Source organism: Actinoplanes sp. G11-F43 (assembly GCF_050589265.1).
In the GTDB taxonomy this organism is placed as follows: Bacteria; Actinomycetota; Actinomycetes; order Mycobacteriales; family Micromonosporaceae; genus Actinoplanes.
On the sequence record NZ_JBNZCE010000015.1, the window covers coordinates 361,641 to 380,883 of the forward strand.

Annotated in this window: 20 protein-coding genes and 1 tRNA gene; 6 read left to right on the forward strand and 15 right to left on the reverse strand. The window is 70.7% G+C overall.

Going from position 1 to position 19,243, the window contains the following annotated elements; translation table 11 throughout:
- The first annotated feature begins 1 nt into the window (after nucleotide 1).
- A complete protein-coding gene (locus ACQ0O7_RS18215; protein ID WP_430783289.1) occupies nucleotides 2–532 on the forward strand; it encodes a GNAT family N-acetyltransferase in 531 nt (176 codons plus the stop codon).
- A 287-nt stretch (nucleotides 533–819) separates the two neighbouring features.
- On the opposite strand, the gene ACQ0O7_RS18220 is transcribed toward ACQ0O7_RS18215, so the two are convergent.
- Nucleotides 820–1,146, reverse strand: a complete 327-nt coding sequence (locus ACQ0O7_RS18220; protein WP_430783290.1) for a hypothetical protein — start codon at nucleotides 1,144–1,146, stop codon at nucleotides 820–822.
- Nucleotides 1,147–1,320: 174 nt separating this feature from the next.
- Between ACQ0O7_RS18220 and ACQ0O7_RS18225 the strand changes: the two genes are divergently transcribed.
- Nucleotides 1,321–2,349, forward strand: coding sequence for a DUF695 domain-containing protein (locus ACQ0O7_RS18225; protein ID WP_430783291.1), 1,029 nt, complete (start codon nucleotides 1,321–1,323; stop codon nucleotides 2,347–2,349).
- Here ACQ0O7_RS18225 and ACQ0O7_RS18230 read toward each other — a convergent pair.
- Nucleotides 2,346–3,704: a cystathionine beta-synthase gene (locus tag ACQ0O7_RS18230; RefSeq protein WP_430783292.1), complete on the reverse strand. Its 1,359-nt coding sequence runs from the start codon at nucleotides 3,702–3,704 to the stop codon at nucleotides 2,346–2,348. The genes ACQ0O7_RS18225 and ACQ0O7_RS18230 overlap by 4 nt on opposite strands.
- 3 nt (nucleotides 3,705–3,707) lie before the next feature.
- The gene (locus ACQ0O7_RS18235; protein ID WP_430783293.1) at nucleotides 3,708–4,052 is read right to left on the reverse strand and encodes a YkvA family protein; all 345 of its coding nucleotides are present in this window, start codon (nucleotides 4,050–4,052) and stop codon (nucleotides 3,708–3,710) included.
- A 144-nt stretch (nucleotides 4,053–4,196) separates the two neighbouring features.
- Here ACQ0O7_RS18235 and ACQ0O7_RS18240 point away from each other — a divergent pair, with 144 nt between their 5' ends.
- The 4 genes from ACQ0O7_RS18240 to ACQ0O7_RS18255 all read left to right on the forward strand — a co-directional run bounded on the left by ACQ0O7_RS18240 (nucleotide 4,197) and on the right by ACQ0O7_RS18255 (nucleotide 8,297).
- The gene (locus ACQ0O7_RS18240; RefSeq protein ID WP_430783294.1) at nucleotides 4,197–5,240 is read left to right on the forward strand and encodes an SGNH/GDSL hydrolase family protein; all 1,044 of its coding nucleotides are present in this window, start codon (nucleotides 4,197–4,199) and stop codon (nucleotides 5,238–5,240) included.
- 16 nt (nucleotides 5,241–5,256) lie between these two features.
- Complete coding sequence (locus tag ACQ0O7_RS18245) at nucleotides 5,257–6,048, forward strand: SGNH/GDSL hydrolase family protein (protein WP_430783295.1); 792 nt, start codon at nucleotides 5,257–5,259, stop codon at nucleotides 6,046–6,048.
- Nucleotides 6,049–6,418: 370 nt separating this feature from the next.
- The gene (locus ACQ0O7_RS18250; RefSeq protein ID WP_430783296.1) at nucleotides 6,419–7,663 is read left to right on the forward strand and encodes an acetyl-CoA C-acetyltransferase; all 1,245 of its coding nucleotides are present in this window, start codon (nucleotides 6,419–6,421) and stop codon (nucleotides 7,661–7,663) included.
- 175 nt (nucleotides 7,664–7,838) lie between these two features.
- Nucleotides 7,839–8,297, forward strand: coding sequence for a GNAT family N-acetyltransferase (locus ACQ0O7_RS18255; RefSeq protein ID WP_430783297.1), 459 nt, complete (start codon nucleotides 7,839–7,841; stop codon nucleotides 8,295–8,297).
- Between the two features lie 277 nt (nucleotides 8,298–8,574).
- Here the strand turns inward: ACQ0O7_RS18255 and ACQ0O7_RS18260 are convergent, their stop codons facing one another.
- The 12 genes from ACQ0O7_RS18260 to ACQ0O7_RS18315 form a co-directional block, all read right to left on the reverse strand.
- Nucleotides 8,575–8,889 (reverse strand): hypothetical protein, encoded by a 315-nt coding sequence (locus ACQ0O7_RS18260; protein WP_430783298.1) that lies wholly within the window; start codon nucleotides 8,887–8,889, stop codon nucleotides 8,575–8,577.
- A gap of 1,369 nt (nucleotides 8,890–10,258) precedes the next feature.
- Nucleotides 10,259–11,098 (reverse strand): Bax inhibitor-1/YccA family protein, encoded by an 840-nt coding sequence (locus ACQ0O7_RS18265; RefSeq protein ID WP_430783299.1) that lies wholly within the window; start codon nucleotides 11,096–11,098, stop codon nucleotides 10,259–10,261.
- 159 nt (nucleotides 11,099–11,257) lie between these two features.
- Nucleotides 11,258–11,342, reverse strand: a tRNA-Leu gene (locus ACQ0O7_RS18270).
- A gap of 58 nt (nucleotides 11,343–11,400) precedes the next feature.
- On the reverse strand, nucleotides 11,401–12,771 hold the full coding sequence (locus tag ACQ0O7_RS18275) for an NAD(P)/FAD-dependent oxidoreductase (RefSeq protein ID WP_430783300.1): 1,371 nt from the start codon (nucleotides 12,769–12,771) through the stop codon (nucleotides 11,401–11,403).
- Nucleotides 12,772–12,858: 87 nt separating this feature from the next.
- A complete protein-coding gene (locus tag ACQ0O7_RS18280) occupies nucleotides 12,859–13,425 on the reverse strand; it encodes a hypothetical protein (protein ID WP_430783301.1) in 567 nt (188 codons plus the stop codon).
- A gap of 1 nt (nucleotide 13,426) precedes the next feature.
- Complete coding sequence (locus tag ACQ0O7_RS18285) at nucleotides 13,427–14,782, reverse strand: DUF58 domain-containing protein (protein ID WP_430783302.1); 1,356 nt, start codon at nucleotides 14,780–14,782, stop codon at nucleotides 13,427–13,429.
- Nucleotides 14,775–15,764, reverse strand: a complete 990-nt coding sequence (locus ACQ0O7_RS18290; protein WP_430783303.1) for an AAA family ATPase — start codon at nucleotides 15,762–15,764, stop codon at nucleotides 14,775–14,777. The genes ACQ0O7_RS18285 and ACQ0O7_RS18290 overlap by 8 nt, the downstream gene beginning before the upstream one ends.
- A 13-nt stretch (nucleotides 15,765–15,777) precedes the next feature.
- On the reverse strand, nucleotides 15,778–16,365 hold the full coding sequence (locus ACQ0O7_RS18295) for a hypothetical protein (RefSeq protein ID WP_430783304.1): 588 nt from the start codon (nucleotides 16,363–16,365) through the stop codon (nucleotides 15,778–15,780).
- Nucleotides 16,362–17,066, reverse strand: coding sequence for a DUF4129 domain-containing protein (locus ACQ0O7_RS18300; protein ID WP_430783305.1), 705 nt, complete (start codon nucleotides 17,064–17,066; stop codon nucleotides 16,362–16,364). Before ACQ0O7_RS18300 ends, ACQ0O7_RS18295 begins: the two co-directional genes overlap by 4 nt.
- Before the next feature lie 43 nt (nucleotides 17,067–17,109).
- Nucleotides 17,110–17,853, reverse strand: a complete 744-nt coding sequence (locus ACQ0O7_RS18305; protein WP_430783306.1) for a uracil-DNA glycosylase — start codon at nucleotides 17,851–17,853, stop codon at nucleotides 17,110–17,112.
- Nucleotides 17,854–17,876: 23 nt separating this feature from the next.
- Nucleotides 17,877–18,806: an HAAS signaling domain-containing protein gene (locus ACQ0O7_RS18310; RefSeq protein ID WP_430783307.1), complete on the reverse strand. Its 930-nt coding sequence runs from the start codon at nucleotides 18,804–18,806 to the stop codon at nucleotides 17,877–17,879.
- Nucleotides 18,803–19,132, reverse strand: a complete 330-nt coding sequence (locus ACQ0O7_RS18315) for a PadR family transcriptional regulator (RefSeq protein WP_430783308.1) — start codon at nucleotides 19,130–19,132, stop codon at nucleotides 18,803–18,805. Before ACQ0O7_RS18315 ends, ACQ0O7_RS18310 begins: the two co-directional genes overlap by 4 nt.
- Between the last annotated feature and the right edge of the window lie 111 nt (nucleotides 19,133–19,243).

A 19,243-nucleotide genomic window follows, 5' to 3' on the forward strand; every position in this document is an offset into this window, starting at 1 on the left:
CATGACCGTTCTGCTCCGTCCGGCCGGTGACGACGACACGATCGCGGTGGGCGCGCTGCATCATCGTTCCCGGGCCGACGCCTACGCGCATCTGATCCCGGCGGAGACGTTCGCCGCCCGCGGGCCGGAGGCGATGGGTGCCTGGTGGCGGGAGCGCTGGAAGTGGGAGCGGGACACCCACCGGATGACGCTGGCCGAGGTGGACGGTGTGCTGGCCGGGTTCACCTATGTGGGCCCCAGCGAGACGGACGGCGCCGTCGAGCTGTACGCGATCCACGTCGACCCGGCCCACGTCGGCACCGGTGTCGGCCGGGAGCTGATGGTGAACGCGCTGGCCGAACTGGCCGCGCTCGGCGGCGAGCGGGCGGTGCTCTGGGTGCTGGCGGACAATCCGGTGGCCCGCCGCTTCTACGAGCGGGGCGGCTGGACACCGGACGGGGCGACCCGGGTGTCCGCGGTGAACGATCAGGATCTACCGCAGGTGAGATACACGAAACGCCTGCCGCGGTGGGGTGCGGCAGACGTTTCGTGACCCTGATGGTCGGGCGGGGACACGCGATCGAGTGAATGCGGGGGAACCTGTGATCGCGTGTCCCCGCCCACCGCCCCGCCCGAACCGGATGCGCCTGGCCGGAGGCGCTCGATCAGCGGAGGCGTGCCGATCTGGGATCCGGTTCTAGGACGGGTCTGGGCGCGGGATACCGGAACGCTGGCGGGGCGTGCCGGTGTCACCGCCGGGCGACGTCGACCGGGCCGGGAAGCCGTACTTGCCGGGGGACGGTCAAGCGTTGTTTCGGCGACGTCTGGTCAGTTCAGGGGTCAGTCCCGGTACCTCCGAAAGTCGTCGTTGCGGGGATGCGGGCCGGCGGCGTACCGGTTCCCGATCTCCTCGATCCCGGACCGTCGCCCGGGGATCTCCCGCATGCTGTTCAGGTCGTGCCGCATCGTCCACGCGTCGCGCCACGGCCGGCGGGCGACGGCGTCGGCGCGTTCGGCCAGTTTCCGGGCCGAGCACGGCCAGCGCCAGCCACACCAGTCGCATCGGCCGTCCGGTCCGGACAGGTGCCGTCCGAGCATCCGTTGCGCGTCCCGCCACAGCAGGCGGTCCACGATGTCGGCGGGCGCCGCCTCGTCGACGTCGACCATCCCCTACCCCTTCGTCCGCTTCGTCCGGGAGTGGCTCATAGCTCCGTCACGACACATACAACCGCAGTCACCCCACCCCTGGTCGGACTGTCTGTGCGACTGTGGCGACTATCCGTAACTGTCCATGTCGTGGGGCGCTCCGAAACTGTCGGACCCCAGCGGTAGTTTGCGGGCGTGATCTTCCGACGTGGGCGCAAGAGCAAGCCGGATCCGGCCAGGGCCATCGATGAGTTCTGGCGGTGGTGGGCCGATACGCGGGCCCGGGTGGAGCAGCAGATCGGCGGCCGGCCCGACCCCGGCCTGATCGACGAGATGGGCGCCGCCGTCGCCGCCATCCACCCCGGGCTGGAGTGGGAGTTCACCGCCGGGCGCGACGGCGGGTCACGGCATCTGGTGGTGCTCAGCTCCGCCGGTGACGCCGAGCTGCGGGTGCTGGCCGAGCGGTGGCGGCGGGCCGGGCCGGAGCCGGACGCGACCTTCGGGTTCGTGACCAGCCGGCAGGGTGATCCAGCCGCGTTGGAGGAGGCCCGGATGGAGATCGCCGGCCGCCGGCTGGACCTGTCCGAGCTGCGGTTCTCCGCGGATGTCGACGAGGACCGCCATCAGGTGCACGTCGAGGTGTGGCACCCGGCCTTCCCGGACCTGCCGGACGGCGCCCGCGACCAGGTCACCTTCCTGTCGCTGGACTGGGTGCTCGGCGAGGACCCGGTGGAGATCTGGGTCGGCGCGATCACCGCGGCCGGCGGCCCCGGCCCGGCGCTGACCGCCCGGCAGCTGGCCGCCGTGGTGGCCGGGCTGGCACCCGCCGACGGCGAGGAGCGCTGGCTGACGATGAGCAGCACGGTGGACGGCAAGCCGGTGGTGGCGCTCGCGCAGACCCCGCTGCGCCCGGCCCGCTGGCCGGGCCTGGGCCTGCACATCCGGGTCGACGTGCCGTATGCACGGCGGGATCCGAACGGCTTCCCGGCCAAGGACGCCTTCCCCGGGCTGTACGCGCTGGAGGACCACATCACCCGGCACGCGGACGGCGCGGTGGTGGTGGCGCACGAGACGTCGGACGGGATCCGCACCACACATCTGTACGCCGACCGGCCCGCGGCGGCCGAGGCCCTGAAACCCCTGACCGCCGCCTGGCCGGATGGTCGCGTCCAGATCACCGCCACCCCCGATCCGGCGTGGAAGGAGGTGGCGCATCTGACCTAGCTGAGGTGCGCCAGCAGGTCCTGCCTGGTCAGCACCCCGGCGGGCTTGCCGTCGACGAGCACCATCGCGGCGTCGGCCTTCTCCAGCAGGCTGACCGCCTCGGCCACCGGCTCGCCGCCACCGATCATCGGCAGCGGGTCGCTCATGTGCCGTTCGATCGTGTCGTGCAGGTGGGCCTGGCCGGTGAAGAGCGCGTCCAGCAGCGCCTTCTCCGAGATGGACCCGGCCACCTCACCGGTCACCACCGGCGGCTCGGCCTTGAGGACGGGGAGCTGGCTCACGCCGTACTCCCGCATGTAGTCGATGGCGTCGCGCACCGTCTCGGTCGGGTGCACGTGGACCAGTGGCGGGATGCCCTCGCCCTTGCCGGCCAGCGCGTCCGCCACGGTCGGCGTGCCCGCCTGCGAGCGGAGGAACCCGTACCGGGCCATCCATCTGTCGTTGAAGATCTTCGAGAGGTAGCCACGGCCGCCGTCCGGCAGCAGCACCACGACCACGTCGTCCGGGCCGGCCTTGCGGGCCACCTCGAGCGCGGCCACCACGGCCATCCCGCACGAGCCGCCGACCAGCAGGCCCTCCTCCCGGGCCAGGCGGCGGGTCATCTCGAACGAGTCCGAGTCGCTGACCTCGATCACCTCGTCGGTGACACTGCGGTCGTAGGCGGTGGGCCAGAAATCCTCGCCCACACCCTCCACCAGGTACGGGCGTCCGGTCCCACCGGAGTAGACGGAGCCCTCCGGGTCGGCCCCGATCACCCGGACGTCGCCCTGCTCCTTGAGGTAGCGCCCGACACCGCTGATCGTGCCGCCGGTGCCGACACCCGCCACGAAGTGGGTGATCCGGCCCTCGGTCTGCTCCCACAGCTCGGGGCCGGTCTGCTCGTAGTGCGAACGCGGGTTCGCCGGGTTGCTGTACTGATCCGGTTTCCAGGCGCCCGGGATGTCCCGGGTCAGCTGGTCGGAGACGTTGTAGTAGGAGCGGGGATCCTCGGGGGCGACGGCGGTCGGGCAGACCACCACTTCCGCGCCGTACGCCCGGAGCACGTTCTGCTTGTCCTCGCTGACCTTGTCCGGGCAGACGAAGACACACTTGTAACCGCGTTGTTGCGCCACGAGGGCCAGGCCGACACCGGTGTTGCCGCTGGTCGGCTCCACGATCGTGCCACCGGGTTGAAGCAGGCCGGCCTTCTCGGCGTCCTGCACCATCCGCAGCGCGATCCGGTCCTTGACCGAGCCACCGGGATTCATGTACTCGACCTTGGCCAGCACTGTGGCACTGATGCCGTCGGTCACGCTGTTGAGTCGGACCAGCGGAGTGTTACCGATGATCTCGACGACGTTGTCGTAATAGCGCACGACTCACTTTACGCCCAGCGTGGGCCGAGTCCTCTCCCACTCCAGGAACCGCTCCGTCTCGGACAGGATGCTGCCGGCCAGCCAGGTGACCGCCACCGCGTCGTCGACCAGCCCGAACACCCAGAGGAACGCCTCCGGGACAGCGTCGATCGGGGACACCACGTAAGCCGTGGCGGCGGCCATCAACGCCAGCCGCATGCCGCCGTCATACTCCTTGCGCGCACTCGCCCGCATCATCCGCGGAAGCGCGCCGAGCCGCTGGCCCAGGGTCGGGCCACCACGGCTGCCCGAACTGAGCGCCCGCGCCAGTGCGGTGAACGCCGCCGCACGTTTCAAAGTCTTGGCCATCTATGTTCCCCTCTCCGCAACTCAAGCATGACGTGGCTGCGCCAGAATTACCCCTCGCGGTCGCGAGTTAGCCTCGAATTCCGACAGCACCCGCCGATCTTGGGCGAGCCGGATGGTTCCCTTCGAGCGACAGCGAGGGAGACTATGAGCACCAACGAAGTGACCCGGGTTCGCGGACTGACCGAAGCGGACTTGCGCCGGATCAGAACAGTCGGCCGGGTGGTCGGCGCCGCGGGCGGCGCGGCGGTCACCCTGACCGCCCTCTCCGCCGGGCTCCTGCTGCGGCAGGCCGCCGACGCCCGCCGGATCATCCCGCTGGCCGAGGCCCCACCACCACGCGGCGACGGGGTGTACGGCGCGAAGTTCGGTGGCCGGCCACTCGTGCTGGTGATCCTGGGTGACTCCTCGGCCGCCGGATACGGCGTGCACCGTCCCCGTGAGACACCGGGCGCCCTCTTCGCCACCGGCATCTCCCGGCGGTTGCGCCGCCCGGTCCGGCTGCACCGGCTCGCCGTCGTCGGCTCCGTCTCCGCCGGCCTGCCGTACCAGGTGGACGCCGCCCTGGAGTACGAACCGGACATCGCCGTGATCCTGATCGGCGGCAACGACGTCACCCACGTCTCGGCCCGGCCGGTCGCCGTCCGCCATCTGGGTGACGCCGTCCGGCGGCTGCGCGCCACCGGCTGCCGGGTCGTCGTCGGCACCTGCCCCGACCTCGGCGCGATCAAACCGATCAAACCGCCGCTGCGCTGGCTGGCCCGGCGCTGGAGCCGGGACCTGGCCGCCGCACAAACCGTCGCGGTGGTCGAGGCCGGTGGGCGTACGGTGTCGTTGGGTAACCTGCTCGGCCCGATGTTCGAAGCCGATCCGGTCCGGATGTACAGCTCTGACCGTTTCCACCCGTCCGCAGAGGGGTACGCCAGAGCCGTGTCGGTCATGATGCCGACCGTGCTGGCCGTGCTCGGCACCGAGGACCGGGTGACCACCCCGGTCGCCGAGGACGTGCGGGCCCTGTCCGAGGCCGCCGACGAGGCGGTTCGCGCGCCGGGCACCGAGGTGGCACCGGTCGGCCGCTGGGCCCGGATGCGGAAGTACCGCTGGTTCAGCGCACGGTCGACTGTCAACGTCAGCGGTGACCCGCAGAACGGGACCGTAGGGTATACCCCAGAGGATCATCAGGTCGGCTGACGCAGGGAGGCGGGACATGGCTGGGTTGCCGGAGCGATTGACCAGGGCCGCGGCCACGAGCCTGCTGGCCGGTGCGGTGGGCGGTGTCGCCCTGATCGCCGGAGAGCTGCTCGCCGCACGGTCCAGGCGTTATGCCAAACCGACGATGGGCCTCGCCCTGCGCACGTCGATGGGACCACAGAGCGCGCCACCGCTGCGCCTGGTCCTGCTCGGCGACTCGGCGGCCGTCGGCGTCGGGGTGGAATGGCTGTCCGACACGGTCGGCGGCCAGCTCGCCCGGCTGCTCGCCGACGGCGGCCCCGACGGCGGCCAGCGGCACGTGCTGCTGTCCAGCGTCGGAGTGGCTGGCTCGCGGTCCAGCGACCTCGCCACCCAGGTCGCCCGGGCCCTGCTCGGCGACCCGCCGGACGTGGCGGTCGTGCTGATCGGGGCATATGACGCGGCGTCCGGCCGGCGTCCCGACGAGGCGTCCGGGCATCTGGGCCAGGCGGTCCGGCGGCTGCGGTCGGCAGGCGTCCAGGTGGTCGTCGGCACCTGCCCCGACCTCGGCGCCTCCCGGTCGATGGCGCCGCCGCTGCGGCAGATCGCCGGGCTGGTCGGCCGGCGGATGTCCCGGGCCCAGGCCCGCGCGGTGACCGAGGCCGGCGGGGTGGTGGTCGACCTGGCCGCCGAGACCGGGGCGGTGTTCCGGGCCGACGCGGGGACCCTGTGCTACGACGGTTTCCACCCGTCCGCCGACGGCTACCGGGTCTGGGCCCACGCCCTGTACCCGGCGGTGGCGAAGGCGGCGACATTCCGCTCGGCGTGACGGCCCACCCTTCGGACTCCGGCGCCACGCGCTCTTCCCCGTGCCGGGCCACCCCACCTCGCGCCTTGATCCATCCGCACCGGGTCCTCAGGCCGACCTCCCGCCCCGCGCCCCGGGTCACCCAGCCCCACCTCACACGCCGCGCCCCGGGTCACCCCACTCCACACCGCCCCACCTCACACGCCGCGCCCCAGGGCATCCCACTCCACACCGCGCGACTCGCCTCGCCCCTTCACACCGCGCGTCTCGACCACCCTCACCGCGGCTACCGGAGGCCTCGCGCGGCGGTTTTCGCGGCCCGCGACACTTCGTGCACGGCATGTGACAAATTCGCGCTTCCGACCATGTTACTGGTGAGTAAACTGAGCGGATGCCGGAAGCTGTCATCGTCGCCACTGCCCGCTCCCCCATCGGCCGCGCCCACAAGGGCTCGCTGAAGGCCCTGCGCCCCGACGACCTCGCCACCACGATCGTCGACGCCGCCCTGTCCAAGGTGCCGCAGCTCGACCGCACCCTGATCGAGGACCTCTACCTCGGTTGCGGTCTGCCCGGCGGCGAACAGGGCTTCAACATGGCCCGTGTGGTCGCCACCAAGCTCGGCCTGGACGGCCTGCCCGGCGCCACCGTCACGCGCTACTGCTCGTCGTCGCTGCAGACCACCCGGATGGCCTTCCACGCCATCAAGGCCGGCGAGGGCGACATCTTCGTCTCCGCCGGGGTCGAGACCGTCTCCCGGTTCGCCCGCGGCAGCTCCGACGGTCTGCCCTCGGCCGCGCAGGAACTGGTCGGCGGCCCGTGGACCAACCCGGCCTTCGCCGACGCCCAGACCCGCACCGCGACCTCCGCCAAGAACGGCACCACCTGGCACGACCCGCGCGAGGACGGCCTCGTCCCGGACATCTACATCGGCATGGGCTACACCGCGGAGAACCTGGCCCAGATCAAGAACGTCTCCCGTACGGAGATGGACGAGTTCGGCGTCCGCAGCCAGAACCTCGCCGAGAAGGCCATCGCCAACGGCTTCTGGGAGCGGGAGATCACCCCGGTCACACTGCCCGACGGCACCGTGGTGTCGAAGGACGACGGCCCCCGCGCCGGCGTCACCATCGACGCGGTCTCCCAGCTCAAGCCGGTGTTCCGGGAGGACGGCCGGGTCACCGCCGGCAACTGCTGCCCGCTCAACGACGGCGCCGCCGCTGTCGTGATCATGAGTGACACGAAGGCCCGCGAACTGGGCGTCACCCCACTAGCCCGGATCGTCTCCACCGGCGTCACCGCCCTCTCCCCGGAGATCATGGGCCTCGGCCCGGTCGAGGCGTCCAAGCAGGCCCTGGCCCGCGCCGGCATGACCATCGGCGACGTCGACCTGGTCGAGATCAACGAGGCGTTCGCGGCGCAGGTCATCCCGTCGTACAAGGACCTGGGCATCCCCCTGGAGAAACTGAACGTCAACGGCGGCGCGATCGCCGTGGGCCACCCGTTCGGCATGACCGGCGCCCGGATCACCGGCACCCTGCTGAACTCGCTGGACTGGCACGACAAGAGCATCGGCCTGGAGACGATGTGCGTCGGCGGCGGCCAGGGCATGGCGATGATCCTCGAACGCCTCAGCTGAGACTCCGCGACTCGCTGGCCTCCCTGAGGTTCCCGCACCGTCGCGACCTCACTGAGGTTCCAGCACCACCGCGGCCTCACTGAGATTCCCGCGACGCGGCAGCCCACCGGGTCTCCTGGTGGGCTGCCGCGGACTCGTCCAGGCTGATCCGGTTTCCCACGGTTCGGAGGCGACCATGGAGACATCGATTGCCGCGGTGGTCCCGGGCGAGCCGGTCTTCACCGAGGTCGCGGCCCTGTTCGACGACTACCGTGGCCATTACGGCCAGGCTCCGGATCGGGAGCGGACCGCCCACTGGCTGGCGGCCCAGCTCATGGCCGGGCCGCTCCGGTTGGCCGCCGCCCTCCGTGATGGTCACCCCTCCGGCTTGATCACCGCGGTGCTGCTGCCGGCATCGCTCCGGCTGGGCACGGTCTACTCGATCCGCGACCTCTACGTGCCGCCGGCCCACCGTCGCACCGGGACCGCCCGAGCTTTGATGAGCTACGCGATCACCGAGGCCCGCTCGGCCGGGGCCCTCCGCATCTCACTCCAGACGGAGCCGGACAACCTCCCGGCTCAGACGCTCTACGCCGACCTCGGCTTCCGCCCGGTGCACGACCTGGACATCTTGGATCTCCCGTTGTCGCGCTGACCTCAACGGCCCCGAAGATCCGAGCCGAGAACCACAAGCTCAGGCACACACGAACAACCAGGCGAGAGCCAAGCACAGTTCAAAGCCAAGCGCGCGTCAAAGCCAAGTGCCCGTCAAAACCAAGCGCGCGTAAAAGCCAAGCGCAGCGCAGAGCCGAGCGCCGGTCAGAGCCAGGCGCAAATCAAACCCAGCGCGGTCAGAGCCGACCACAGGTCAAAAGCCAGCGCGGGTCAAACCCAGCGCGAGCCAGAGCCGGACGCAAATCAACCCAGCGCGGTCAGAGCTGAGCACGGATCTCATCGGTGGCCATCGCCGCGCGGTCGAGGAGGTCGTCGGAGGGGCCGGCCGCCAGGATGTCGTCGGCGAGGACTCTGAGTTGATCGCGGAGCACCAGGTCGTGCAGGTGCGGGACCGCCCGGACGGCCCGGTTCTCCGCCTCGGCGCCCAGATCGGCGAGCCGCTGCACCAGACCTTGGGCCAACTCGGACCGGCTGATGCCCGCACCGGGGCTCGGGGCCGCCCGCCATCGACGCTCGTCCCAGTGGTGGATCTGCGTGAGCAGCCGGTCGACGGAGGTAGCAAAGTCGGGCACCCGGCGAAGATACCCGGCACACGCCAAGAACCCGAAAGCCCAAAGCACGGAAGCGGAAGCGGAAGCCGAGGCCGAAGCGGAAACGGAAACCAGGATCCCGGACGGCGGAGCCGAAGCGGAGCCGAAGCGGAAACGGACGCCAGGATCCCGGATGGCGGAGCCCAAAGGCCGATCCGACCCCGGCCAGCCCCAACTTGATCTTGATGAAGTTTCACTGGCGGGAGCTTCTGCTCGGCCTCCGATCCACCCGCACGGTCGATTCCCCGCGCGAGACCTCGATTCACTCGCAGATCTTGGAGGATTTACACCGTTTGTAGCCGTGCCCCTTGGTTCCGTGCCGCTCTCCGGTCAACCCCCTCGGCGAAGCGACCCGTCCAGCTGAGATCTTGGCGGTTTTACCAGCGGAAAGAGTCTTGTTCTCGGCTGCCTGATCACTTGCGGTCAATCCCTCGCGCGGGCGGCCCACTCAGCAGAGATCTTGGTAAATTTACCACCGGAAAAGGTGGTAAATCCACCAAGATCGGCCAGGGCGGAGCCGGAAGCCGGACACTCGCGCGAGGAACTGATCGCGAGCGGGCCAGCAGCCGAGAAGAAGGCTCTATCCCGGTAGAAAATCCGCCAAGATCGGCCAGGGCGGGACCGGAAAGCGGACTCTCGCGCGGGGAATTGACCGCGGACGGGCCAGCAGCCCAGAGTAAAGACTCGAAACGGTGGTAAATCCGCCAAGATCGGCCAGCGTTGGTGTCAAAGGGCGGCTTGAAGGATGCGCCGTCACGGGAGGGCGCTCGCGCGGGAACCTAGCGGTGAGCGGGCGGACCGCCGAGTGAGTAGGCGGACCGCCGAGTGAGTAGGCGGACCGCCGAGTGAGTAGGCGGACCGCCGAGTGAGTAGGCGGACCGCCGAGCAATTAGTCCAGATAAGGCAATAAATGCATAAAACAGCGGCAAGGAGGGGTGCCCGGACGAGGGATCGACCGCGAGCAAGCCGGAAGCCGCGAGCATGGCTCGAAACGGCGGCAAAGCATCCGGGATCGGCCGTGGACGGCACTCGGATGAAAGATCAACCGCGAGCGGGCCGACGAGCCGTGACGGCGGCGACCGGCGAGCCGTGACGGCGGCGACCGGCGAGCCGGTTAACCCGACCGGCCAGCCGATCAACCGGGAGCGGAGAAACGTGCCTAAGCACGATGCGGGCACCTCCATCCCGAATACGAAAGCCCGCCCCCTGCCGAACGCGGAAGCCCGCCCCCTACGGAACGCGGAAGCCCGCCCGGTGCCGAGGCACGGGGCGGGCTTCTGCGTCAGAGCGGGACAACGCCCGGTTCGTGGGGAGACGAGCCGGGCGTTGTGAGGTGACGACGGACGAACCGTCAGTCGTCGCCGCCTTGGAAGTAGCTCAGCAGGCGGAGGATCTCGATGTAGAGCCAGATCAGGCTGACCAGGATGCCGAACGCCGCGGTCCAGGAGTAGCGCTGCGGCAGACCCATCCGCACGCCCTCCTCCACCTCGTTGAAGCTGAGGATGAAGCTGAACGACGCGACCAGGATGCAGATGATGCTGAAGCCGATGCCGATCGGGCCGGCCTCACGCAGGCCGGTGCTGACACCGAAGAAGCTCAGCACCAGGTTGATCATCATGACGCCGAACAGGCCGGCCATGATGGCGATCATGCCGCGGGTGAACTTGGGCGTCGCCCTGATGACACGTGCCTTGTAGAGGGCCGCCATCAGGAAGAACACGCCGAACGTCGCGACCACGGCTTGCAGGACGATGCCCTGGAAGCCCATGACCTCCTGGTACAGCTTGCTGACCAGGCCGACGAAAGCGCCCTCGATGACCGCGTAACCGATCACCAGCGCCGGGTTGGCCACCCGCATGAAGGAGATGACCAGACCGAGCACCAGCCCGACCATGGCGGCGCCGAAGAAGATCGGCCGGAGCATGGCGTCGGGAACGAGGTTCCACGCGGCGACGGCCGAGATGCCGGTGATGCCCAGCAGGGTGACGGTCTTGACGACGACGTCGTCGACAGTCATCGGCTGGACGGCCGGAGGAGCGGAGGGGTAACCCGCTGCCGTGGGGTAGGGATCGCCGTAGCCCGGCTGACCGTAACCCGGCTGCGCGGCCGGCCCGTATGGCCCGTACCCGGCCGCTCGCTCCCGCTCGGCCGCCTGGCCGAGTCGCGAGAGCACCGGGTTTGAAGTCTTCACTGTTTCCAGCCTCCCTTGAGGGTTCTGGCACTTTGCCTGTTGGTCAAGGGTAAGCGGTTCTGATGACAACCGCCGCAACGTGTAGCTGTGAGGCACCTGAGAGTGAGAGTCATTCATGCAGCTCAGGGCACGTGAAAGGCACGGCCGAGGCCGCAGAATTGGTGCCCGGGGCGGGTCTCGAACCCGCACGCCTTTTGGGCAGCCGCTTTTAAGGCGGCCGTGTCTGCCATTCCACCACCCGGGCGGCCTGCGAACACCGTAGCTGGTGCCGCCCAGGCGGTGGAAACGGCCATGGCCGCGGATCAGCGGGAGCCGGCGGCGACCTTCTTCTCCGGAGCCTTCTCGGTGGGCAGCGCCACCGGCGGCGTGACCTCGGTGAACTCCTCACGCGGGCGGTGCAGCTGGCCGAGCGCCACGGTCTCCCGCTTGAACAGGAAGGCCAGCACCCAGTCGGCGACGACCCGGATCTTCCGGTTGAACGACGGGATCCGGCTCACGTGGTAGAAGCGGTGCATGAGCCACGCCGGGTAGCCCTTGACCTTGATGCCGTAGACGTGCGCGACACCCTTGTTGATGCCGAGCCCGGCCACGCCACCGACGTGCTTGTGCTTGTAGTCCACCGGGGCGCCGCCCCGGACCACCTGGGCGATGTTGTCGGCGAGCACCTTGGCCTGCCGGACCGCGTGCTGGGCGCTCGGCGAGCACCAGCCACCCGGGTTGGTCAGGTCGGGGACCTGCGCGCAGTCACCGGCGGACCAGGCGCCGTCGAGCGGCTCGCTGGTCTCCAGGTCGGCGACCTGGAGGGTGGGCAGGCAGTTGACGTGCCCGCGCGGGCCGAGCGGCAGGTCGGTGTTGGCCAGCATCGGCGACGGCTTGACACCGGCGGTCCAGACCAGGGTCTCGGCGCGGAAGTTGTCCCCGTCGGAGAGCACGATCCGGCCGTCGACGCAGGACTGCAGGAAGGTGCCCAACCGCAGATCGATGCCGCGGGCGGCGAGCTGACGGGCGGCGTACGCCCCCATCTCCGGGCCGACCTCGGGCAGGATCCGGTTGGTGGCCTCGACCAGGATGAAGTGGACCTCCTTGGGGTCCAGCTCCGGGTAGTACTTCAGCGCGTCGGAGACCACGTCCTGCATCTCGGCGAGCGCCTCGATGCCGGCGAAGCCACCGCCGACGAACACGAAGTTCAGCGAGGCCTTGCGGACCTCCTCGTCCGGCGTCACCGCGGCGACGTCGAGCCGGTCGAGGATGTGGTTGCGCAGGTAGATGGCCTCACCGATGGTCTTCAGACCGATGCCGATGTCACTGAGGCCGGGGATCGGCAGAGTCCGCGAGACCGAGCCGGGCGCCACGATGATGTGGTCGTACTCCATCTCGTAGGCGGGGCCGTCGATCGGCTGGATCGTGACGGTCTTGCGAGCGTGCTCGAGCTTCGTGACCTCACCGGAGACGATGCGGCACTTCTTCAGCTCCCGGCGCAGCGGCACCACGGCGTGTCGCGGCGAAATGTTACCGGCCGCTGCCTCAGGCAGGAACGGCTGGTAAGTCATGTGTGGAACAGGGTCGATGACGACGATCTCGGCCTGGTTCCGGTTCAGCTTCTTGGACAGGCGGAGGGCGGCGTAAAGCCCGACGTGACCTGCTCCAACGACGACTATGCGCGGCGGATTCACGCCCCTATTGTCGCGCGCGAAAGGGCTCTGATGCGCCGTTCTGTGACGATCACAACGGCGTAAGTCAAGTGACGAAACACTCAGATTTCACTCACGTTGGGCCAGACGTGATAGGACCATCGTCACTGTCGCCGCCGCGACCAGGCCTACTACGGTCGCCAGCTCGAAGGCGTCCCCGCCCAGGTCAGCGGTCAGGCCGAGGGCCAGGACGATCACCACCGCGGAGATCAGGACCACGACCAGTGAGCGCAGCAGCCAGAGTCCCGGCACGTCGAAGTTGACGATCGCGTCGTACGGCAGCACCGCCGCCAGCGCGGTCAGGGTGTGTGCCAGGTAGAGCAGGGTGGCCAGGGCGAGCACCCGCAGCAGCGTGACCGGGGAACCGAACCCGGCGGTGTCGATCAGCCACCCGAAGATCACCAGGAGCGCGGCCGCCGAGCCGCCACGTCCTCGTGGGGCCACCACCGGCCAGAACGCCACCAGGATGATCCCGAGGAAGAATCGTGGGCTGCTCAGCAGCTCGATCGGCCAGGCGACCCCGAAGGCGAGCAGCCCGGTGAGCAGGATGCCGCACCGGACGACGAACGGGACCGCGGTGGCCCGTCCCGCCGCCGTCTTCCACCTGTCGATCCGGCCGGTCAGCGCGGTCAGCACGTCAGCGCCCCCTCGGTGCCGAGGCCAGCCGGGACACGTCGCGCAGCACCAGGTCGAGACTGCCGGCGCCGGCCCAGGCCACCACCGGCACGCCGTGCTCGCGCAGCCGTCCCAGCACGTTCTCCCGTTCCATCCGCCACAGCCGGGTGGCCGCGGGTGTCCACTGGTTCTTCACCGGAGGGGCGGCCTCCGGTGGCAGGGTGTCCACCGCCACCACGTAGCGGCCGGACTGGGTGAGCTGGGCGAGCATGTCGGCGGCCCGCGGGTCGACGAGCGGCGTCAGCACCACGACCAGCGCGGACGACGAGACGTGGTGGGAGCCGAAGGCGTTCTCGTACTGCTCGGTCTCGGCCGGCTGGGGCCGGACGTCGAGCAGCCACTCCAGCGCGGTCAGGTACTGCCGGCGGCCGGAGGCGGGGCGCAGCCGGCGGGCGTTCGCGCCGTATTCCAGCAGCGACACCCGGTCGCCCCGGTGCAGGTAGTGCTCGGCGATCGCGGCGGTGGCCCGGACCGTGGTGTCCAGCACCGACGAGCCGCCGCGGACCCCGCCGGAGAGCCCGATCTCACCGAGTACGTCGAGCAGCAGCAGCACCTCGGCGTCCCGGTCGGACAGGGTGGAGGCGACGTGCAGGTCCCGGGTCCGGAGGGAGACCCGCCAGTCGATGCGGCGCAGGCGGTCCCCGGGGGCGAACTGGCGTACCCCGGCAAGCTCTCCGCCCTCGCCCGGCCGCCGCGACCGGTGCGCACCGACCAGCCCCGCGGCCGCCGGCATCGCCTCGACCGCGTTGAACGGTTCGGTGATCGGATAGACGCGCACGCCCTTCGCCGGGGTGACCACCGGCCGGCAGGCCAGCAGCCCGCCGCACGCCGCCGCACGCGCCGCCGCCGGTCCGACGTCCTGCCGGCCCCAGCGCAGCGCCTCGCCGGGCAGTTCGATCGCGGCCCAGCCGTCGGCGCCCACGGTGATCGCGAACGGCCGGTCCGAGTGTTCCAGGCGCAGCCAGGGTGAGGTGCGGGTCCGCACCACGACCAGGTCGTACCCGATCAGGTCCGGGTTGGCGACGACCAGCCCGGCGTCCACCTCACCGCCCTCGACCAGGTGCGACTCGTCGGCTCGGATGGTGATCTCCGGCGCCGACGACGGGATGCGCCGCAGGTGGATCGCGGCGCCGATGGCGAACGGTGCGGCGAGCAGGGCCAGGTCGACCCGGCCCAGGGCCACCCCGAGCAGCAGGAGTACGCCGGTGAGAAGCACCGATCGCCCGAGCGCCCGGGTCGGCACCCAGACCGGCCCGTACGGCTGGTCGTCCGTGTCCTCGGCGGGCACGGCCGGCCGGAGGCGGAACAGATCAGTCATGCCGGGCGTACGTCGGGAGCGCCCCGCTGGCCGGGGCCGGCACGGCGGAGAGCACCTCCTGAACCACGAAGGTCGGGTTGACCTGCCGCAGCCACATCTCCGGGCGCAGCACGATCCGGTGGGCGAGCGCCGGGATGGCGACGTCCTTCACGTCCTCCGGCACCACGTAGTCACGGCCGGCCATCGCGGCCCGGGCCCGGGCCAGCAGGAGCAGGGCCAGTGAGCCACGGGGTGAGGAGCCGACCAGGACCGCGCCGTGCTCGCGGGTGGCCGAGGCCAGCGCCACGATGTAGCGGCCGATCGAGTCCTCGACCGCCACCGACTCCAGGGCGCCCTGCATCTGCTGCAGGGTGCGGGCGTCCACCACCGGGGCGAGGGTGGCCTCCTCCTGACGCCGGGACATCCGGCGCTGCAGGACCGTCCACTCCTCCTCGGCCGACGGGTATCCGAACGACACCCGCAGCATGAACCGGTCGAGCTGGGCCTCGGGCAGGGGGTAGGTGCCCTCGTACTCGATCGGGTTGGCGGTTGCGATCACGTGGAACGGCGGGTCCAGCCGGTAGGTGACACCCTCGACCGAGACCTGCTTCTCCTGCATCGCCTCGAGCAGGGCGGCCTGGGTCTTCGGCGGCGTCCGGTTGATCTCGTCGGCCAGCAGCATGTTGGTGAAGACCGGGCCGGCCCGGAAGGCGAAGTCGCCCTTGCGCTGGTCGTAGAGGAACGAGCCGGTGACGTCGGCGGGCAGCAGGTCGGGGGTGAACTGGAGCCGGCGGAAGTCGAGCCCGAGCGCCTGCGCGAACGAGCGCGCGGTCAGCGTCTTGGCGAGACCGGGCATGTCCTCCAGCAGCACGTGGCCGCCGGCCAGGATCCCGGCCAGCACCAGCTCCAGCGAGTCCCGCTTGCCCACCACGACCGAGCCGACCGAGTCGAGGACCGCCCCGGCCAGCCGCCCGACCTCGTACGGGGGAAGAGCCTGCGTCACCGGCGCACCTTTCTCACAGTCGTTCCATAGCGTCTAGGTAAGTCTCGACGTCGCGTGCCTTCAAGCCGCGCCGGCCCGGTTCGGACAGCGCCGACCAGAGACCGTCGCCGAGGAGTTCCCGGGCCCGGCGGGGATCGCTGGCCCGGGTGATGCCGTGCCGCAGCCGCAACCGTTCGTCGGTCAGTTCCGCGAGCACCGGCAGAACGTTACGCGCATACAGTTCCGGGTCCGAGTGTGCCCGATCCAGGTTCCGCTCCCAGCGCCGGACCGCGGCCCGCAGCGCGTCGGCGGTGGGCGTGTCGGCGGCTCCGGTCTTCGAGCGCAGTTTTGGCGCGGGTGGCGGGGCGACCGCCCGCACCGCGTGGACCACCAGGCGCAGGCCGACCAGCAGCGCGATCAGCAGCAGCAGCGAGATACTCAGGTCGACGGTCCGCAGACCGGCGGTGATCACCACCGCGGCGAGGCCGATGACCACCGCGTTGCCGATCAGGGTGACCGCGATCGAGCGGCGTTTGACGACGGTTTCCGGCTCCTCGGGGCGGCGCCGTCCGCCGCCACCGCCGCCGGAGCCGAAGAGTTCGTCCAGCCCGCCGTCGCTCATGATCCGGCTCCGCTCCGTGCGGCGCCGAGGTCGGCCCGCAGCCGTTCCAGCGCGGACCGGGCCTGCTGGCGCATCTGATCGTCGACGGTGTGCGTGGCGTACCGCGCCTCCCGGTAGACCGCCAGCAGCGCGGCCAGCACCCCCGCGTCGACCCGCTGCTCGGCCAGCAGCCGCCCGACGTAGTCGGTGGGACTGTCGCCCGGGTGCCGGGGTGTGCCCGCCGCGGCCGCCGCGTCCTCCAGCCGCACCCAGCAGGCGATCACCGCCCGGCGCGGGTCCCGGTCGGTGTCGGAGAGTTCCTCCAGGCCGGCGTCCAGCGCGGCCACCAGGTCGTCGGCGGTCCGCTGCGGGCGCCGCTGCTGGTGCTTGCCGGTCTTCGCCGGGCGGCGGCGCAGATAGTCGCGGACCAGCGCCCAGGTGAGACCGATCACCATCAGCAGCGCGCCGACGCCGAGCACGATCAGGGTGGCGGTGCCCACCCAGCCGGGCAGGCCCTGGGCCGGCTCGGGGATGCTCTGCTCGACACTCGGGCCCGCCGACGGCTCCGGTGGCAGCAGCGGCGGACGGGTGGTCGGGGCGGTCGACCGGGGCTGGATCTGGTCGAGCTGGGGCGCGGACCGGGTGGCGGCCAGCGCGGCCACGAAGAGCAGCCCGAGGACGGCGGCGAAGGGCCACCAGCGGCGCAGTGCGGCGAAATCCATGCGGGGGCTCAGATCCGTGACTCGAAGATTGTCGGCGCTCGCATCATGCCAAACCCGCCAGAGCCTTCGCACGGCCGAACACCTCGTCCAGCATCGCCGGGGTCAGCCGGCCGGTGAAGGTGTTCTGCTGACTGACGTGGAAACAGCCCAGCAGAACCGGGGCGCCGGGCACCTCCACCAGGGCACCGTGGCCGAACTTCGGTCGTGGGACGGGCGGTTTCACGCCGTACGCCGCAAGCATCGCCGGCCACCAGGCCGCCCAGGCGAAACCGCCGAGCGCCACCACCACCCGGAGTGTCGGGCGGACCAGCTGGAGCTCCCGGCGGAACCAGGGGGCACAGGTGTCCCGTTCCGCGGGGAGCGGTTTGTTGTCCGGTGGGGCGCAGCGCACCGCCGCGAAGATACGGGTGTGCCGCAACTCCAGGCCGTCGTCGGCGGCCACGCTGGTCGGCTGGTTGGCCAGACCGGCCCGGTGCAGGGCGGCGAACAGCACGTCACCGGAGCGGTCGCCGGTGAACAGCCGGCCGGTGCGGTTGCCGCCGTGCGCGGCCGGCGCCAGCCCGAGGATGGCGATCTCGGCGTCGCCCGGCCCGAACCCCGGGACCGGGCGGCCCCAATACTCCTGATCACGGAAGGCCGCACGCTTGGTGACGGCGATGTCGGTGCGCCAGGTCACCAGGCGTGGGCAGGCGAAACAATCCGCGATGCGGGCGTCGAGCAGGTCCAGCGAGGCCGTCGCGGCCGCCTGCGCTTCAACTGCTTGCGGTGTACGCGCGGACGGAAGCATCCGCCCAGCACAGCATCCCCGCGCTAGCCGCCCACACCCGGGGCCACACTCGCCTCGGCCGGGACCGCGCTGGCCTCGGCCGGGAACGGGGCGTTCGCGGGGCAGACCGGATAGCCGTCCGCCGGGGCCGTCAGGTAGGAACTGGTGGCCTCGTCCCAGCAGTACCCGTCGCCGAAGTGCACCGCCCGGCCCTCCTGGTCGTAGAGCTGCACCCCGTCGAGGAGCTTCCCGTCCTTGTCGTAAACGAAGACGTCCTGGACGTTGTCGTACCTCGATTGGACATTCCCGACCTGCTCGTAGAAGTCGCGCCGGGCCGCCTCGTCGGCCTCGAAGAACCCGATCACCGCGAAGAACACCAGCACCGCGCTGGCCACCTTGAGCACGCGCCGCTTGCCCCGGGAGGCCGGCCCGCCCCGGCCGCCCAGCCAGACCGAGCCGATGACGGCGACACCCAGCAGAAGGATGCCCAGCGGCAACTCCCCGTTGATCCGCGGCAGCAGGCCCAGCGTGGTGGAACCCTCCTCCACGAAGAAGGACACCGCCATCGCCGCCAGATAGCCGCGCAGCACCCACCAGGCCGGGCGCAGCAGCACCAGGAAGTCGCGGGCCCGCGGGTAGCCGAGCAGCCGGCCGACGAACTCGTCGGCGACACGCACCCGGCCGGCCAGGCGGGCCCGGTGCGCGGCGGCCTTGGCGGCGGCCCGGGACCGGGCGTCGGTCCGTGGTGGCGCCGTGGTGGCGCCGAGGCCCGCGCTGGCGCTGAGCTCGGCGGCGTACACATCGGGTGGCCCGAGCCGGTCCTCCAGTGAGCCGCCGCCCTCGGCCAGCACTTCGGCCAGATGTTCGGGCAGGTCTTCGAGAAGCTCGTCCCTGGTCTCGGCCGGCAGGCCGGCCAGTGCCAGCCGGACGCCCTCGACGTAGACGGCGATCTCGTCCTGTGCCGTGAGGTTCACGCCTTCCCCCGCTCGCGAAGCAGATCTTCCATGATCGATGCGAAGCCTTGCCAGACCTTGGCCGAGCGTTGCAGCTCGGTGCGGCCGGCCGCGTTGAGTGCGTAGTACTTCCGGTGCGGGCCCTCGTCGCTGGGCACCACGTAGCTGTTCAGCAGCCCGTTGTTGAAGAGCCGCCGAAGGGTGCCGTAGACCGAGGCGTCACCGACGTCCTCCAGCCCGGCCGCGCGGAGGCGGCGCAGGATGTCGTAGCCGTACCCGTCCTCGTCGCGGAGCACGGCCAGGACGGCGAGGTCGAGCACGCCCTTGAGTAGCTGGGTCGCATCCACGCGATGGACACTACTGTGCAATCCGAAGTACCGTCAACAGCCCACTACCGCGTGCCGACTTCCGGCACGATCCGCACCACAAAACGGCACACCCGAACCAGACGACCACCG

Coding starts and splice junctions, on each gene's coding strand:
- ACQ0O7_RS18245 (WP_430783295.1), top strand. CDS start 5,257: ATGGCTGGGTTGCCGGAGCGATTGACCAGGGCCGCGGCCACGAGCCTG.
- ACQ0O7_RS18215 (WP_430783289.1), top strand. CDS start 2: ATGACCGTTCTGCTCCGTCCGGCCGGTGACGACGACACGATCGCGGTG.
- ACQ0O7_RS18305 (WP_430783306.1), bottom strand. CDS start 17,853: ATGCTTCCGTCCGCGCGTACACCGCAAGCAGTTGAAGCGCAGGCGGCC.
- ACQ0O7_RS18220 (WP_430783290.1), bottom strand. CDS start 1,146: ATGGTCGACGTCGACGAGGCGGCGCCCGCCGACATCGTGGACCGCCTG.
- ACQ0O7_RS18300 (WP_430783305.1), bottom strand. CDS start 17,066: ATGGATTTCGCCGCACTGCGCCGCTGGTGGCCCTTCGCCGCCGTCCTC.
- ACQ0O7_RS18295 (WP_430783304.1), bottom strand. CDS start 16,365: ATGAGCGACGGCGGGCTGGACGAACTCTTCGGCTCCGGCGGCGGTGGC.
- ACQ0O7_RS18250 (WP_430783296.1), top strand. CDS start 6,419: ATGCCGGAAGCTGTCATCGTCGCCACTGCCCGCTCCCCCATCGGCCGC.
- ACQ0O7_RS18235 (WP_430783293.1), bottom strand. CDS start 4,052: ATGGCCAAGACTTTGAAACGTGCGGCGGCGTTCACCGCACTGGCGCGG.
- ACQ0O7_RS18240 (WP_430783294.1), top strand. CDS start 4,197: ATGAGCACCAACGAAGTGACCCGGGTTCGCGGACTGACCGAAGCGGAC.
- ACQ0O7_RS18285 (WP_430783302.1), bottom strand. CDS start 14,782: ATGACTGATCTGTTCCGCCTCCGGCCGGCCGTGCCCGCCGAGGACACG.
- ACQ0O7_RS18255 (WP_430783297.1), top strand. CDS start 7,839: ATGGAGACATCGATTGCCGCGGTGGTCCCGGGCGAGCCGGTCTTCACC.